Consider the following 16,512-nt stretch of genomic DNA (forward strand, 5'->3'; position numbering starts at 1 on the left):
AATGTTTGGATATGTAACTCCATGTAAAATGGAATTAAAGGTCAAAGATTATGAAAAGTTTAAAGCTTATTATTGTGGACTTTGTAAAGAAATAAAAAATTCTTTTGGGAATCTTCCACGATTATCTCTTAATTATGACATGACTTTTCTTGCAATACTTTTAGATTCTTTAACTAAAGAAAACTTTAAAGCTACAAAACAATTTTGTATCCTTCATCCAACTCAAAAAAGATTAATTATAACTGAAAATTCTTCTATTAAATATGCAGCATTTTGTAATGTATCTCTTTCATATTACAAACTTTTAGATAATGTTAATGATGATAATTCTTCACTTAGTAAGGTTTATTCAAAAGTTTTAAATATATATTTAAAAAAAGCCCCTGATTATTATAAAAATAATTTATTATTTATAGAAAAATCTTTAAAAAATCTTTATAACGCTGAAAAGAATTCACAAAATAAATCTCTTGATGAATTAAGTCATCATTTTTCTGATTTGACTGGTTTCATATTATCTTCTTATATTGGAGAAAATAAAAATAAAGATGCTCTTTATTTTCTTGGATATAATCTTGGAAAATGGATATATATAATTGATGCTTATGACGATTTAGAAAAGGACATGAAAACCAATAAATTTAATCCTATAAATGCTGTATTTAATAAAGATAATCTCACATATACTAAATTACTTGATAAAATATCTGAAAGAATAGATTTTACTTTAGTAAGTTGTGCCCAAAGCATGATAGATTCTTTAAATAATATATCTATATCAAAAAATTATGATTTACTTTATAATATACTTCAATTTGGTCTTATGGAAAAAATGGACAAAGTTTTCAAAAGAACATGTAAAAAGGAGGAAATTTTAAATGAAAAATCCTTATGAAGTTTTGCAAATTAAGGAAGGTGCATCAAAAGATGAAATAAAAAAAGCTTATAAAGAACTTGTAAAAAAATATCATCCAGATCAATATGGTAATAATCCTCTTCGTGATTTAGCTGAAGAAAAACTTAGAGAAATAAATGAAGCATATGATTATTTAATGAATAATTCTAATAGTACTTATAGTCAAAATTATAATAGTTCTACTTCTTCTTCATACAATGATATAAGAATAGATTTACAAAATGGTAATTTAAGAGCTGCAGAAGAAAAATTAACAAGAATTTCTGTTAGAGACGCTGAATGGAACTATCTTATGGGAATACTTTATTTAAAAAAAGGCTGGTATGATAATGCTTATAATTATATTGTAAATGCCTGCAACTTAGATCCTAATAATTTTGAGTACAGACAAACCCTTAATAATCTTCAAAGGAGAAATACTGGATATAGGCAAACATATTATAATACTAATAGAGGTGATGGTGATCTATGTAATACATGTACGACAATCTGGTGTTTAGACTCTTGTTGTGAATGTATGGGTGGCGATTTAATAGATTGCTGTTAAAATAAATTTATGGAGGATTTATATGAATAAGACTGTAAATATAGCTAGAGGTGGTCTTTTTACTGCCTTAGGTGTCCTTTTTATATATTTAAGTATTATATCTCCGACAAATAAATTATATCTTCTTGGTATAGCTTCTTGTATTATTCCTCTATCAATTTTAACTACCAATTTAAAAAACAGTTTTTTAATATATTTATCCACAAGTTTTTTAAGTTTATTATTAACAGGTATTAAAGGGAATGTTATAGCTTATATAGTTTTCTTTGGACTTTACGGATTTGTAAAATATTATATTGAAAAATTAAGAAAAATTCCACTTGAAATAGTTTTAAAACTTTTGTTTTTTAATACTTCAATTGTTATATTGTATATAATTTCTAAAGCTTTTTTTAATAACATATTAAATATGAATATATCAATTTATATTATTTTAATTGGTATTCAATTTGCTTTTTTTATTTTTGATTATGCTTTAACTTTATTTATATCATACCTTCAAAGACGTATTAAAAAAATATCTTGACAACATAGTTATAGATGATATAATTATTATTGTTGTTATTGCCCAATAGCCAAATTGGTAAGGCACCAGACTCTGACTCTGGCATTGTGTAGGTTCGAGTCCTGCTTGGGCAGCCAAGGGATATATTCAATGAATATATCCCTTTTATTTTAATCTGCTATTGACAATAATTTAAACATATCATACAATATTTTATAATATTGTGCTGTGAACAGGAATAGTAGCATTTTAAGCAAATTAAGAGAGCTGTTGGCTGGTGGAAAACAGTATTTGCAAAGTGTGAACTCGCCTGGGAGCATACTTGCAAAAAAGCAAGTACGGTAAACCCGTTATCTTAATAAGTGAGACTTACATAATATTTTTATGTTTTGTCTAATTAGAGTGGTACCGCGGAATTTTATCTTTCGTCTCTTTTTATAGAGATGAAAGATTTTTTGTTTTAAACCAAAATAAATTTTTAAGGAGGAATAAAAATGTCTAACTACGGAACAGAAATTGATAAAAAATGGCAAAAAAAATGGGAAGAAACAAATCTTTATAAATTTGACAAAAATAATTTAGATAAAAAGTTATATGTTCTTGAAATGTTTTCTTATCCTTCAGGAGCAAATCTTCATGCTGGTCATTGGTTTAACTATGGTCCAGTAGATTCTTGGGCTAGAATGAAAAGAATGCAGGGATATAATGTATTTCAACCTATGGGATTTGATGCTTTTGGTCTTCCGGCTGAAAACTATGCCATAAAAACAGGAATACATCCAAAGGATTCTACTTTAAAAAACATAGATACAATGGAAAAGCAGCTAAAAGCTATGGGGGCTATGTTCAATTGGGAAAATGAAGTTATTACTTGTTTACCTGAATACTATAAATGGACTCAATGGGTATTTTTAAAGCTTTATGAAAAAGGGTTAGCTTATAGAAAAAAAGCTCCTGTTAACTGGTGCCCTAGCTGTAATACTGTACTTGCTAACGAACAAGTTGTTGATGGCCATTGTGAACGCTGCAACAGTGAAGTTACTAAAAAAGATTTAACACAATGGTTTTTAAAAATAACTGACTATGCTGATGAATTACTAGAAAAACTTGATGATTTAGACTGGCCAGAAAAAACTAAAGCTATGCAAAAGCATTGGATAGGAAAATCTGTTGGTGCTGAAGTAACATTTAAAGTAGATAATTCCAATTTAAGTTTTAATGTTTTTACAACAAGAGTAGATACACTATTTGGAGTTACTTATGTTGTTTTAGCTCCTGAAAATGAATTAGTAGATAAATTAACTACAGATGATAATAAATCTGCTGTTGAAGCTTATAAAGAAGCCGCAAAAAAACAAAGTGATATTGAAAGGCAGTCTTTAACTAGAGAAAAAACTGGAGTATTTACTGGTTCTTATGCTATAAACCCTATAAACGGAAAGAAAGTTCCAATTTGGGTAGCTGACTATGTACTTGCAACTTATGGTACAGGTGCTGTTATGGCTGTTCCAGCTCACGATGAGAGAGATTTTGCTTTTGCAACTAAATATAATCTTCCTATAGAAAGAGTTATAGAAAGTAATTCAGAGCTTCCTTATACTGAATATGGAAAACTTATTAATAGCGAAGAATTTACTGGTCTTACTACAGAAGAAGCAAAAGAAGCCATAGTTTCAAAACTTGAAAAAAATAATCTTGGTTCTAAAAAAATAAACTATAGATTAAGAGACTGGTTGGTTTCAAGACAAAGATATTGGGGTGCTCCTATTCCTGTTGTTCATTGTGAGCATTGTGGAATAGTTCCAGTACCAGATAGCCAATTACCTGTTGAACTTCCTTATAATGTAGAGTTTTCACCAGACGGTAAATCTCCTCTTGCAAAAAGTGAAGAATTTATGCATACTACTTGTCCTAAATGTGGTGCTAAAGCATTAAGAGATCCAGATACACTTGACACTTTTGTAGATTCTTCTTGGTACTTTTTAAGATACGTAGATAACAAAAACAGCAGCAAAGCTTTTGATAGTGATATAGTTAATAAAATGCTTCCTGTTGATAAATATGTAGGAGGTCCTGAGCACGCCTGCATGCACCTTTTATATGCTAGATTTATTACAAAAGCTCTTAGAGATATGGGATATTTAAATTTTGATGAACCATTTTTATCTTTAACTCACCAAGGTTTAATACTTGGTCCTGATGGACAGAAAATGAGCAAATCAAAGGGTAATACAATAAATCCTGATGATTATATCAAAGAATATGGTTCTGATGTTTTTAGAATGTATTTAATGTTTGGATTTGGCTATGAAGAAGGCGGTGCTTGGAGTGATGATGGTATCAAATCTATAGCCAGATTTATAGATAGAGTTGAAAGGATTTTAGATACATCAAGAAAAATAATAAATTCATCTAACAATAAAAATAGTATTGGTAATGCTGAAAAAGAGCTTAATTATTGGAGACATTTTGCAATAAAAGGAGTAACTTCTGATGCTGAAATATTTCAATTTAATACAGCCATAGCAAGATTGATGGAACTTACAAATGCATTATCTAAGTATATAAATGAAAAAGATAAAAATACTGCTTTCTTAAAAGAAGTATTAATAGATTTTATTAAACTTATGGCACCTTTCGCTCCTCATTTTAGCGAAGAACAATGGAATTTGCTTGGAATGAATTATTCTATATTTAATGAAACTTGGCCTGTATTTGATCCTTCTGCCTTAATAAAAGACGAAGTTGAAATTGCTATTCAAATAAACGGTAAAATTAAAGCTAGAATAAATGTTCCATCTGATTTAGATGAAGAAGGCATAAAAGAAACTTCTTTAAATAATGAAGATATAAAAAAGGCTCTTGATGGTAAAAATATTGTTAAAGTTATAGTAATTAAAGGAAGACTTGTAAATATAGTAGCAAAGTAAATATATATAAATAAAATAAATATAAATATAAATAAAATAATCCGGAGATATGTCTCCGGATTATTTTATTTATATTTATTTAAAGTTTTTTCCGTTGCATCAAGAAGATTATTTAAATCATAAACTTCTCCTTCTTCTATAAGCTTATTAAGCTGAATTTGAAATCTTATAGATTCAGACATTTTCCCCATAGAAGATAATGTTATTATATTGTTCATAATATTTGAAATTAAACTTGATTTAACTTCAAATAAAAGCTGTGCATCTTTTATTTCATCTTTAATCTCAAGCATTAGCTCATCAAGCTTAAATGCAGCATCTGCTGCATGCTTAAGTTTTTCTTTTATATTTGCTGGTATTTCATGTTTATACTTATAATTTAATGAATGTTCTATAGTAGCCCAAAAATTCATAGCCAAAGTTCTTATTTGAAATTCAGCCAAAATATCCTTTTGACCTTCTGCTAGATTAACGGGATATTTAATTATTACATGATAACTTCTATAACCGCTTTCTTTATAATTTGTAACATAATCTTTTTCATACATAATTTGCATATCTTTTCTATTTCTTATAAGTTCAACTACTCTTTGAACATCATCTACAAATTGACACATAATTCTAATTCCAGCTATGTCTTCAATTTCGTATTCTATTCTATCAAGAGGTATATTAAATTTATTTGCTTTTTCTAAAATACTCGAAATTTCTTTAACCCTTCCTGTTACAAATTCTATAGGTGAATATTCATTTTTTCTTCTATATTCTGTTCTTATACTTCTAAATTTTATTTTAAGCTCTTCTACAGCTTGTTCATATGGTATTAAAAAAGTCTTCCATTCCTTAATTGCCATAATATTTCATCCTTTACAATTAATTTTCACAATATATGATACAATAAATTTTACTATAATACAAATATTGTTAATATAGCATTTAATATAAATATATACTGGTAAATAAACTAGCAACATATTTTTTAATATATTTGCTCAATATAAAATTATTTTGATATAATTATGATTTTGCTTTATAATAATTATAAAATAAAAAATATGGAAACAAAATATTTTTTAATGTTAAGAAAGATTTAAATTTTACGATATTTATAATATAAATTAAAATAAATTTAAACAAAGGATGTAAATTTTATGTTCATAAAATTTAAGAGGGGGATTTTTAATGCTTAAACTCAGAAAAAAAAGTGCTAAAAAAAATAATACTATTTATGAAAATAATTATGAAACATCAACTCATTCCACAGAAGAAATAAATAAATCTAATTATACTGAAAATGATAGTAATTATGAAATTTTAAAAAATAAAGTTAGAACAATTTTAGAAAATTCTAATAATATGTTAGAAGTAAACCATAATATAAAAGAATCTATAAATGAAATTTGTGCATCAAATGTAAAACAAAATAACGACATATTAAATACTTTATCTATTTTAAAAAATTTTAATTCAGATATGGAAAATATGGCAATTGGTATAACAAACGTCCAAATAAAAGTTTTAGATACTAATTCTATGGCTGAAGAAGGATTAAAAAACATAGAAAGTTTAGATTCATCTATAGTTGACCTCCAAAGTTCTTTTAAAACATCTGCATCTACAGTAATAGATTTAGTTTCAAAAATAGAATCAGTAAATACAATAACCGATTCTATAAGCCAAATAGCAAGTCAAACTAATCTTTTAGCTTTAAATGCAGCAATAGAAGCCGCTCGTGCTGGAGAAGCAGGAAGAGGTTTTTCTGTAGTAGCTGATGAAGTTAGAAAATTAGCTGAAAATTCAAAATTAGCTGTTTTAAATATAACTAAGATATTAGAAGAAATTAAGCTTGATATAATGAATACTTCTAAAGCTATGACCGAATTTCATAATTCTTTAGAAAATCAAAATGGTACAATAAAATTAACCAAAGATACTTTTGTTAAAATAAAAGATTCTATTGATGAAGCTGCTTTAGAAATTGATAATAGTATTACTAATTTAGTAGGAACTTCAGATAAGAAAAATGAAATTATATCTAAAGTAGAAGAACTTTCTGAATTAGCTGAAACTACTTCTTCATTATCACAAGAAATTTCATCTTCAATTGAATATCAATTCCCTATATTTGAAAATATCAAAAACAATATTGACGATTTAAATAAAATTATTGAAAATTTACATAATTAAAAACTTTTTTATAAAATATATACTGATTAACTCACAATAAGTTATAGATTAATTTCCACTATATAATTTATAGTATTTCTAAATTTCTATTACATCTATGCAGTCAATATTTAACAAAAATACTTTTGAGAGATAATCATATACTATCTTAAATTTAAAAACCATGCATAAAAAATTTTTTATGCATGGTTTTATTAATTCTAACTAATAATATAATACATCATTCATTTTTTATAAATTACTTATATTTTATATAAATAGATTTACATTAGAGTCTTCTGCTTCTCCTAAATAGTATCCAACTCCAGCAATTTTAACACCGTCAATAAGTTCTTCTTTTTTTATTCCCATAATATCCATAGACATTTGACATGCTACTATTTCAACTCCGCTATTTATAGCAGATTGAATTAATTCTTCTAATGATGCAACATTTTTATCCTTCATAACTTTCCTTATCATCTTTCCTCCCATACCCATCATGTTCATTTTGGAAAGTTTAAGTTTTTTACTTCCTCTTGGCATCATAAAACCAAACATTTTATCAATAAATCCTTTATTTACTTTTACTTTTTCAGGCTTTCTTAATATATTTAGTCCCCAAAATGTGAAAAACATTGTAACTTTTTTACCCATAGAAGCAGCCCCATTGGCAATTATAAATGAAGCTATAGCTTTATCCAAATCTCCACTAAATATAATCATAGTTTTATTGTCTTTTACTTCATTATTCATAATTACATTAGCATTATTTGATAATTTTTCAATTCCTTTTTTAATAAAAGCAGTTATAGTACCACCTTTTTTATTTAAATCTATTAATTCATTGTTAGTTCTTTTACACCATGCTTTTATATCTTCATAAAATCCGGGATCAGATGCTGTTACCTTTAAAATTTCTCCATTTTTCATATCATCAATATACATTTTTACTTGCATTAATGGTCCAGGACAGCAAAGTCCACAGGCATCTAAACTTTTATCAAAAGCATCTTTTGCTCTTTCTTCTTTTTTAATAGTTTGAGTTTCTGGATCTATTTTCATATTATTTCCACCATTTTCATTGTTTTCATTCATTTCTTTATAATTTAAAAGAGAATAAGATTTGTATCCGCCTGTTAAATTTTTTACTTTAAATCCATTTTGAGTTAAAATTCTATCGGCAATATATCCTCTTAGGCCAACTTGACAATATTCTAATATTTCTTTATTTTTATCTAATTCATTTAACCTGTTTCTTAATTCATCTACTGGTATATTTATAGCTCCATCTATATGTCCATTATTAAACTCAATTTCAGTCCTTACATCTAAAAGTATAGTTTTATCTAAATCAATATTTTCTAAATCTTCAAGTGTAGCCAAGTGCATTTTACCTTCTAATACATTTTGTGCTACAAAACCAGCCATATTAACTGGATCTTTTGCTGATGAAAAAGGAGGCGCATAACTTAATTCTAACTCTGCTAAATCATATACTGTTCCACCTAGTCTTATAACCGTAGCAATAACATCTATTCTTTTTTCTACACCATCATAACCTATTGCCTGTGCGCCCAAAATTTTACCTTCATCATTAAAAATAAGTTTTATTGTCATTTGAGTAGCACCAGGATAATATGAAGCATGAGAATTTGGATGAACAAAAATAGCCTTATATGGTATATTTGCTTTCTTTAAATTTCTTTCGTTATTTCCAGTACTTGCAGCTGTTAAATCAAAAACTTTAATTACTGATGTTCCTTGTGTTCCTTTATAAGTTGAATTTAATCCTGCAATATTGTCTGCAGCAATTCTTCCCTGCTTATTTGCAGGCCCTGCTAAAGGAACTGCTGTCTTTTGTTTTGTAATAAAATCTACAACTTCTATAGCATCTCCAACTGCGTAAATATTTTCTATATTAGTCTGCATCTTTTCATTTACTATTATATGTCCACGAGGTCCAACTTCAATTCCTGCCTCTTTTGCAAATTGTGTATCTGGTAAAACTCCTATTGCAAGTATAACCATGTTAGTAGAAATACTTTTACCGCTATTTAAAATAACACTTACTTTATCATTTTCATCTTTAAAAGATTTAACTCCATCCTCTAATATAAGCTTTATTCCATGATCAATAAGTTCTTTTTCTGCTATAACTGCCATATCAGAATCAAATGGTGCTAATATATGTGGAGCTGCTTCAACTAAAGTAACATCAAGTCCTCTTTCTTTTAAATTTTCAGCCATTTCAACCCCAACATAACCTCCGCCTATAACCACGGCAGATTTTGTATCATTTCTATCAACATAAGCTTTTATTTTATCTGTATCTGGAATATTTCTTAATGTAAAAATTTTATCATTATCAATTCCTTCTATATTAGGTCTTAAAGCTTTTGCTCCTGGAGAAAGTATTAAATAGTCATAACTTTCTTCATAAATTCCTTTTTCCTTACTTTTAACTTTAACAGTTTTCTCATTTGGGTTTATTTTAATTACTTCACTATTAACTCTTACATCTATATTAAATCTAGATTTCATAGCTTCTGGAGTTTGAACTAAAAGTTTTTCTCGCTCTTTTATGGTTCCACCTATATAGTATGGAAGTCCACAATTTGCAAAAGATATATATTCATCTCTTTCAAACATAATAATTTCTATATTTTCATCTAATCTTCTAAGTCTTGCAGCTGCAGAAGCTCCCCCTGCAACTCCACCAACAATAATAACTTTTTTTGACATTTTTAATCTTCCTCCTTTAACAAAAGTTCAATTAATTTTTCTACTCTTTCATCACAAACTTTGTAATTTATCTCAAGTCCATTTCTCTCCCCTTCTATTATTTTTGCACTTTTAAGTTTTTGAATATGTTGTGATATAGTTGATTGAGGCATATCCAAACAATTTTGCATATAAGTTACATTGCATTTACCTTTCTCTAAAAGACCTTTAACTATGCATAATCTTACAGGATGAGCCAATACTTTTAATAATTCAGAAACTTCATTATACTTTCTATAATCTTTATCCATAAATATTACCTCTTTACATATTGTTAATTAAACTACAAATTTTTAAACACCTTTTCTGTAAATTATTATATCTATATATTACGATATAATAATATATAAGTCAATAAAAAATCCCATTTTATAGTATTTTAATGGGATTAAAATTTATATAATCTGCAGAAGTTAATATATATTCTATATCATCTATTTGCCCTTCAAAAACTTTTTTTAATGAAGGTCCATGAAGATGTCCATATATAACCTTATCTACTTTATACTCTTTAAAAATTTTAATAAATTCTGTTTCTTGAAATTTTTCATTTGTAGGAGGATAATGAAGCATTACTATATATTTTTTATATCCATCTTTCATTGCAGCATCTAAAGAAAGTCTTAATCTTATTAACTCTCTATTAAATATTTTTTCATCCCTTTGAGTAAAATTCTCTCCTCCAGGACATATCCATCCTCTTGTTCCACAAATAGCATAATTTTCATATAAAAAATAATTATTTTGTATAAATTTCATATCATCATAAAGAGAATTAAGCTTAGATATACTTTGCCACCAATAATCATGATTTCCTTTTATAAATATTTTTTTCCCTGGAAGATTGTGAATCCATTCTAAATCCTTTAGACCTTCTTCCATTTTCATAGACCAAGAAATATCTCCTGATACTAGAACAGTATCAGTATCTGTAATTTTTTCTATCCAATTAGTTTTTATTTTTTCTTCATGTTTATACCAATGTTCTCCAAAAATATTCATAGGTTTATCCGTACTAAATGCCAAATGTAAATCAGATATAGCAAAAAGGCTCATAAATTTACTCCTTCTATTCTTTTTTGTCATTATCAATTATATATGCAATTATTTTAGCCACAGCATCATATAATTCAGAAGGTATTTCCGAACCTACATCTACATTAGTTAGAAGTTCTGCCATTTCTTTATTATATATTACAGGTACCTTGCTGTCTTTAGCTTTTTCTATAATTTTATCTGCAATATGTCCCATCCCTGCCGCTGTAACTATAGGTGCTTCATAAGTTTTATCATATTTTAAAGCTGCTGCTTTTTTTATATTTTTCATAACAACTCCACACATATTTCTTATTTTAAATTTCTTATTTAATATTTAAACTATTATATTTATTCCTTCTAAATAATTATCATTAAATATATCACTAAAATTTGAAATATTAACTTCAGTATTTCTTTTATCAAAATTTAAAGATACATTATAGCTTATATTTGATAAATTTTCTAGTAATTTATCTTTTCTTGAATCTAAAATATGAATCCATTTTTCACCACATTTTATATCTATATGCATATTATTTTCTCTAACCTTAATATAAGCATCTACAATACCTATATAAGAAGTTTTCACACTAACAGCTATATTCACATTTTGAGAATCAATTTTTTTACCTGACTTTCTGTCATCTTTTATTAAAAGCTTACAATTGTATTCATATTTATTTAAATTTATAGGGACATTTAAATAATAATATTGACTGCTTATTGAGTTAAATACTTTAAAGTCATTAATATATTCTTTTACAATATCGCTTATTTTATTGAATTTATCATTATTATAACTTTCTATATCTTTTATAATATTTTGTATTGCATTTTTCATTTCTTCAGTTTTATTTTTTATCTGTTCTTTTACTAAAAAATCTAATTCTTTATATTTAATTTCTGATAGATTTTTTAATTCATTATTTAAAAAATCATTTTTATTATATATATAACTTTCTTCATATTTTAAATTTAAATTTTTAAGTTCTTTATATATAGTATTATCCTCTTTAGATAATTTTAAAAAACTTTTAATATTATCTTCATTTAAATCTATATTGTTTTCAATCATAGTAAATATATCATCAGTATTTAAATTTTTAAATTCTTTTAAAAATCCTTTTATTATTTTTTTTATATATTTACCATTTTCACTACTTAAGTCTATATTCTTACTTTTTATATACTTTTCTATAAACAATTCTTCTTTTTTATTATCATTTTCTATTTTATTTTTAAAATCTATTATACTCTTTATTTTAGATATATTTTCATTTGTAATAGGCATATTATGTTTAATCATTTTATTTAATATTTCATAATCTTCTTTATTAATATTTTCTTTATCATCAGAAATAAATTCTTTTATATAATTTTCTTTAATATTTTCCTTTTTCTTATTATCTGTTATTTTTACCTGAAGTTTCCCATCTTTAAAATTTTCTACTTGAAATTTCATCAATCCTTCTGGTATAAAATTTAGTGGTTTTTCAAATTTAGCAGGAATTTGCCATCCATTTGCAAGCTGTAATATAACTTCTTTATTAGAATCATTTGATTTAATTATTTTAGCTGGAAATATTTGACCAACTTCGAAAATAAGCTTATCAGAAATTTTTTTGGTATTTACATTATAAGCACTTATTATGCTGACTATACCTGCCATAATTTCACCACCTTTAATATATATATATATTTAATTATCGTATAATTTATTTCAACCTTAATAATGCCAGCTATATGATAAATAAGTTTTTATCATAAAACTGGCATATTAATTCTATTATTCTATTGTTATTCTATTAAAATTCTTCTTTCCCCTTCTAACAATCATAGCTCCATCTTTAAAATGTTCTTTTGTTATAATCATGTTAATATCTGTAACTTTTTCGTTATTTATACTTAATCCTCCCTGCTGTATAAGTCTTCTGCCTTCTCCCTTGGATGGAATTATTTTTGCTTCTAAAAGAATATCTAAAATATTAGAACCTAATTTATCACTATGTATTACTGTTGTAGGAACATTACTCATATCTCCACTACTAGAAAATAAAGCTTCAGCTGCAGATTGTGCTTTAATTGCTTCTTCTTCTCCATGAACAAGTTTTGTAACCTCAAAGGCAAGCACTTTTTTAGCTTCATTTATTTGAGCATCTTTAAGAGACCCTAACCTTTTAACTTCATCCATAGGAAGAAAAGTTAAAAGAGCAAGACATTTTTCAACATCAGCGTCATCTACATTTCTCCAATATTGATAAAAATCATAAGGTGAAGTTTTTTCTTTGTCAAGCCATAATGCTCCATTTTCAGTTTTACCCATCTTTTTTCCTTCACTGTTAGTTAAAAGAGTACAAGTCATTGCATATGCAGGCTTATTTTCTTTTCTTCTTATTAAATCAGCTCCTGCCAGCATATTAGACCACTGATCATCTCCACCTAGCTGCATAATACAACCATATCTTCTATTTAATTCAAGAAAATCATATCCCTGCATAAGCATATAATTAAACTCTAAAAATGATAAGCCTTTTTCAAGTCTTTGTTTAAAACATTCTGCAGTAAGCATTCTATTTACTGAAAAATGAACACCTATTTCTCTTAAAAAATCAATATAATTTAAATTTAAAAGCCATTCTGCATTATTTACTAAAATTGCCTTACCATCGCTAAAATCTATAAATCTTTCCATCTGTTTTTTTATACACTCTACATTATGAGCAATTTCTTCTTTTGTAAGCATTTTTCTCATGTCAGTTTTACCAGATGGATCTCCTACCATAGCTGTTCCACCACCAAGTAATGCAATAGGCCTATGTCCAGCTCTCTGCATATGTGCCATCATCATCATAGCAATAAAATGTCCAACATGTAGACTATCTGCAGTTGGATCAAAACCTATATAAAATGTTATTTTTTCTTTTTCAAGAAGTTCTCTTATCTCGTTTTCATGGGTAAATTGTTTTAAAAACCCACGTTCTATTAATGTATCTAATACATTTCCCATAAAATCGTCTCCTTTATCATCCTTTGTTAAAAGCCCTTTCTTTTTAGTATATAGTTAAAACAATATTTTATCAATATTTTATTGTATTTTTAATTACAATTGATTTATATAATATCCTAATATACAATAATTTCTCTTGATAACTGTACAAAAATAATTAAAAAAGCACTAATAAAACTGGTGCTAATATTCTAAAAGATAAAAGCTGCACTAAAATTTAGTGCAGCTTTTTTAGCTTTATGCTACATATTTTTTTATAAATTCAGGTATTTCATTTTCTTCACTATTAATATTTATATAAAATTCAATATTATTTTCCTTGGATAATTTATCTAAATCAAAAAATAAATGTGCTGCATTACTTAAGTTTCCGCAGACAATATTAGACAATCCATCAATAAAAATGGTATCAATATCATAGTCTTCCGAAAGTATGCCGCACAAAAATCCATAAAAACAATTATAATCTTTTAATTTGTAATCTTCAGTTGAAATAAGCCTAACACTTCTATGAAGTTGAAATAAATTTCTTTTGTCATCATCAATAAAAACAATATGGCCTTTAGAATTCAAAACCTTTTCATTTGCCATATTAATCAAAGCTTTTGTCTTTCCTGTACCTCTTTTTTGATAAAATACATGAATCACAATTGACCACCCCTCTAAATTATTTTTTAGGTGCTATTTCCTTCATTATATAATATTCAGAATATTTATTCAATATTCCTATTGTATAATATTTCTTAACAAATTGTTAACTTTTTACTTTATTGGGTCCAGGATAAATAACTTTGAAAAAATCTCCATTAATACTATTAATAAATTTTACATTACCTATATTTTTAAAAGCTATTTTCATTTTTGTAAAGCCTCTTTGAGCTTTTATAAATCTACTTTTGTCATCAAGAGCTAACAATTTTTCATATATCCACATATTCCTTCTTAAGTAATTATTTTCGCTTATATTTGTATTTTTAAGTAAAATGCCAGGACTAATAACACTTACATTTTCATTTCCAATTACAACTTCAATTTCTTTATTAAATATAGTGTAATCTCTATAAAAAACTGCATTTTTTATACCCTCATATACTGCTTCTATTGGATAATTTTCAGGTAATATTTTTTTTAAAATTATTTCACATTTATCTAATATGGATAGCAAATCACCATTTACTAATATAATTTCATTTTCTTTACTATTTATTTTGTTTATTATTCTTACTACATTGTGAGGAAGATATAAAAAATTAATTTTTGAAAAAACTAAAATACCTCCAAGGGTTACTACATATTTTTCTAAATCTTTATTAAATTTTATTATAGATGCATTTTCCATAAGAATAATTCTATTTTCTTCTTTTGATTCAATTCTATGAAATGAAAAATATTTATCTACAAGTTCTGTATCTATACAATCAATAGAGCTATTTATAATTGGACACAACTCAATATTTAATGATAAATTTTCCTGAAGGACTGAAGCTATTTCTTGCTTTCTCATTACATCTGTAGTTGAACCCCTTCTTATATAAAAAGCTCCATTTTCTTTTAATTGATATGGCTTTTGATCTCCATCATATATTGTAATCACGCCTAAAGTTTTTCCATTATAATAAATAGTTTCATATAGAATTGGTATAGGAGGTTCACATCTTGAACTTATAATCTGCATTATTTGTTCTTCTTTATAATCATTATCTTCTATTCCAATTATTTTCTTTGTTTTATCTTCAACACCAATTATAATATATCCTCTTCCACCTTTTGAATTTGCTATAGCACAAACATCTTTTGCTAATTCTTTTTTCCCGCTCTCTGTATTTAATTCCAATTTTTGTTTAAAATCTAATTTTAATCCTTCATTTTTATTAATTAAATATTTTAACTTCTTTTTATCCATAACCTACAACCTTATTCTTTATATATTATTGCTTTATTATATATTATATTATTATATACAAATAAAAGTACAGACAAATATTTAAATAATTATTTATATTTATTTATTTATATAAAACATAAATACTAAATATAGTTTATTAAAATAATAATTCAAAAAGTTAAAAAGCACAAGTTGTATTATTGTATTAATATCAACCTATGCTTTTTATTTGTTAATGTATTTATCTTACATTTAAATATACATTTAAATTTTTCTTTATATTATAAGCCTCATCAGAATTTGAAGTTATTATAAGGTGATTCCCTTTCAAATTAGTATTAAAATCTTGAAATCCTTCTGATTTTAGATGATTTTTTATATCATCAACACTTTCACTTTCAGCTATTAATGTTTTTCTTCCAACATAATCATTGTTTACATAGACTTCATAGCTATCATGATATAATTTCCCTCCATTATCAAAATCTCTTCTATTTATAAATATTGGGAAAAAGTTATTGTTACCTGAAGTAAAATTATTAAACATATTAAATCCTCCTTAATATAAAAATTTTATAATTATATTTTGATATAAATTTTTATGTTAATATTTATTATTTCTATATTTTTAAAATATATTGTAAATGTCAATATAATTTTGTACGAAAAGTGGAAAATTATTTTGTACAAAAAAGAGAATCAATAATTTTCAGAAGAACTGTCTAAATAGTTAA

The 16,512-nt window shown here is 25.8% G+C and carries 15 protein-coding genes, 1 tRNA gene and 1 other annotated feature; of the genes, 6 read left to right on the forward strand and 10 right to left on the reverse strand.

Translation table 11 applies throughout. The features are described from left to right. Position 1: 1 nt before the first annotated feature. The 5 genes from B5D11_RS07810 (at position 2) to leuS (ending at position 4,898) form a co-directional block, all read left to right on the forward strand. Entirely contained in the window at positions 2 to 895 is an 894-nt protein-coding gene (locus B5D11_RS07810; RefSeq protein WP_078682490.1) for a DUF5685 family protein, read from the forward strand. After that, complete coding sequence (locus B5D11_RS07815) at positions 879 to 1,463, forward strand: J domain-containing protein (RefSeq protein WP_078682491.1); 585 nt, start codon at positions 879 to 881, stop codon at positions 1,461 to 1,463. The genes B5D11_RS07810 and B5D11_RS07815 overlap by 17 nt, the downstream gene beginning before the upstream one ends. A 22-nt stretch (positions 1,464 to 1,485) precedes the next feature. Next, entirely contained in the window at positions 1,486 to 1,989 is a 504-nt protein-coding gene (locus tag B5D11_RS07820) for a hypothetical protein (protein WP_078682492.1), read from the forward strand. A 39-nt stretch (positions 1,990 to 2,028) separates the two neighbouring features. Beyond that, a tRNA-Gln gene (locus B5D11_RS07825) sits at positions 2,029 to 2,105 on the forward strand. Positions 2,106 to 2,187: 82 nt separating this feature from the next. Beyond that, positions 2,188 to 2,404 (forward strand) — a binding site (T-box leader). A gap of 58 nt (positions 2,405 to 2,462) precedes the next feature. Next, positions 2,463 to 4,898 carry a leucine--tRNA ligase gene (leuS, locus tag B5D11_RS07830; protein WP_078682493.1) on the forward strand — a complete coding sequence of 812 codons (2,436 nt, stop codon included), beginning with the start codon at positions 2,463 to 2,465 and terminating at the stop codon, positions 4,896 to 4,898. A 65-nt stretch (positions 4,899 to 4,963) separates the two neighbouring features. Here the strand turns inward: leuS and B5D11_RS07835 are convergent, their stop codons facing one another. Then, entirely contained in the window at positions 4,964 to 5,752 is a 789-nt protein-coding gene (locus B5D11_RS07835; protein ID WP_078682494.1) for a GTP pyrophosphokinase, read from the reverse strand. Positions 5,753 to 6,080: 328 nt separating this feature from the next. Here B5D11_RS07835 and B5D11_RS07840 point away from each other — a divergent pair, with 328 nt between their 5' ends. Beyond that, positions 6,081 to 7,085, forward strand: coding sequence for a methyl-accepting chemotaxis protein (locus B5D11_RS07840; RefSeq protein WP_078682495.1), 1,005 nt, complete (start codon positions 6,081 to 6,083; stop codon positions 7,083 to 7,085). A 249-nt stretch (positions 7,086 to 7,334) separates the two neighbouring features. Here the strand turns inward: B5D11_RS07840 and B5D11_RS07845 are convergent, their stop codons facing one another. From B5D11_RS07845 to B5D11_RS07885, 9 genes are all read right to left on the reverse strand, one after another. Next, complete coding sequence (locus tag B5D11_RS07845; RefSeq protein ID WP_078682496.1) at positions 7,335 to 9,809, reverse strand: CoA-disulfide reductase; 2,475 nt, start codon at positions 9,807 to 9,809, stop codon at positions 7,335 to 7,337. A 2-nt stretch (positions 9,810 to 9,811) separates the two neighbouring features. Beyond that, entirely contained in the window at positions 9,812 to 10,099 is a 288-nt protein-coding gene (locus B5D11_RS07850; RefSeq protein ID WP_078682497.1) for an ArsR/SmtB family transcription factor, read from the reverse strand. A 118-nt stretch (positions 10,100 to 10,217) separates the two neighbouring features. Beyond that, on the reverse strand, positions 10,218 to 10,904 hold the full coding sequence (locus B5D11_RS07855) for a metallophosphoesterase (protein WP_078682498.1): 687 nt from the start codon (positions 10,902 to 10,904) through the stop codon (positions 10,218 to 10,220). A gap of 13 nt (positions 10,905 to 10,917) precedes the next feature. Then, a complete protein-coding gene (locus B5D11_RS07860) occupies positions 10,918 to 11,175 on the reverse strand; it encodes an EscU/YscU/HrcU family type III secretion system export apparatus switch protein (RefSeq protein ID WP_078682499.1) in 258 nt (85 codons plus the stop codon). Between the two features lie 45 nt (positions 11,176 to 11,220). Next, positions 11,221 to 12,555 carry a hypothetical protein gene (locus B5D11_RS07865; protein ID WP_078682500.1) on the reverse strand — a complete coding sequence of 445 codons (1,335 nt, stop codon included), beginning with the start codon at positions 12,553 to 12,555 and terminating at the stop codon, positions 11,221 to 11,223. A gap of 117 nt (positions 12,556 to 12,672) precedes the next feature. Next, positions 12,673 to 13,893, reverse strand: coding sequence for a tyrosine--tRNA ligase (gene tyrS, locus B5D11_RS07870; RefSeq protein ID WP_078682501.1), 1,221 nt, complete (start codon positions 13,891 to 13,893; stop codon positions 12,673 to 12,675). Between the two features lie 237 nt (positions 13,894 to 14,130). After that, positions 14,131 to 14,541 carry a hypothetical protein gene (locus B5D11_RS07875; protein ID WP_078682502.1) on the reverse strand — a complete coding sequence of 137 codons (411 nt, stop codon included), beginning with the start codon at positions 14,539 to 14,541 and terminating at the stop codon, positions 14,131 to 14,133. A gap of 106 nt (positions 14,542 to 14,647) precedes the next feature. Next, positions 14,648 to 15,796, reverse strand: a complete 1,149-nt coding sequence (locus B5D11_RS07880; protein WP_078682503.1) for an AlbA family DNA-binding domain-containing protein — start codon at positions 15,794 to 15,796, stop codon at positions 14,648 to 14,650. Positions 15,797 to 16,019: 223 nt separating this feature from the next. Next, the gene (locus tag B5D11_RS07885) at positions 16,020 to 16,325 is read right to left on the reverse strand and encodes a hypothetical protein (RefSeq protein WP_078682504.1); all 306 of its coding nucleotides are present in this window, start codon (positions 16,323 to 16,325) and stop codon (positions 16,020 to 16,022) included. Positions 16,326 to 16,512: the final 187 nt, after the last annotated feature.

This window comes from Clostridium sp. USBA 49, assembly GCF_900167505.1.
In the GTDB taxonomy this organism is placed as follows: Bacteria; Bacillota; Clostridia; order Clostridiales; family Clostridiaceae; genus Clostridium_AT; species Clostridium_AT prolinivorans.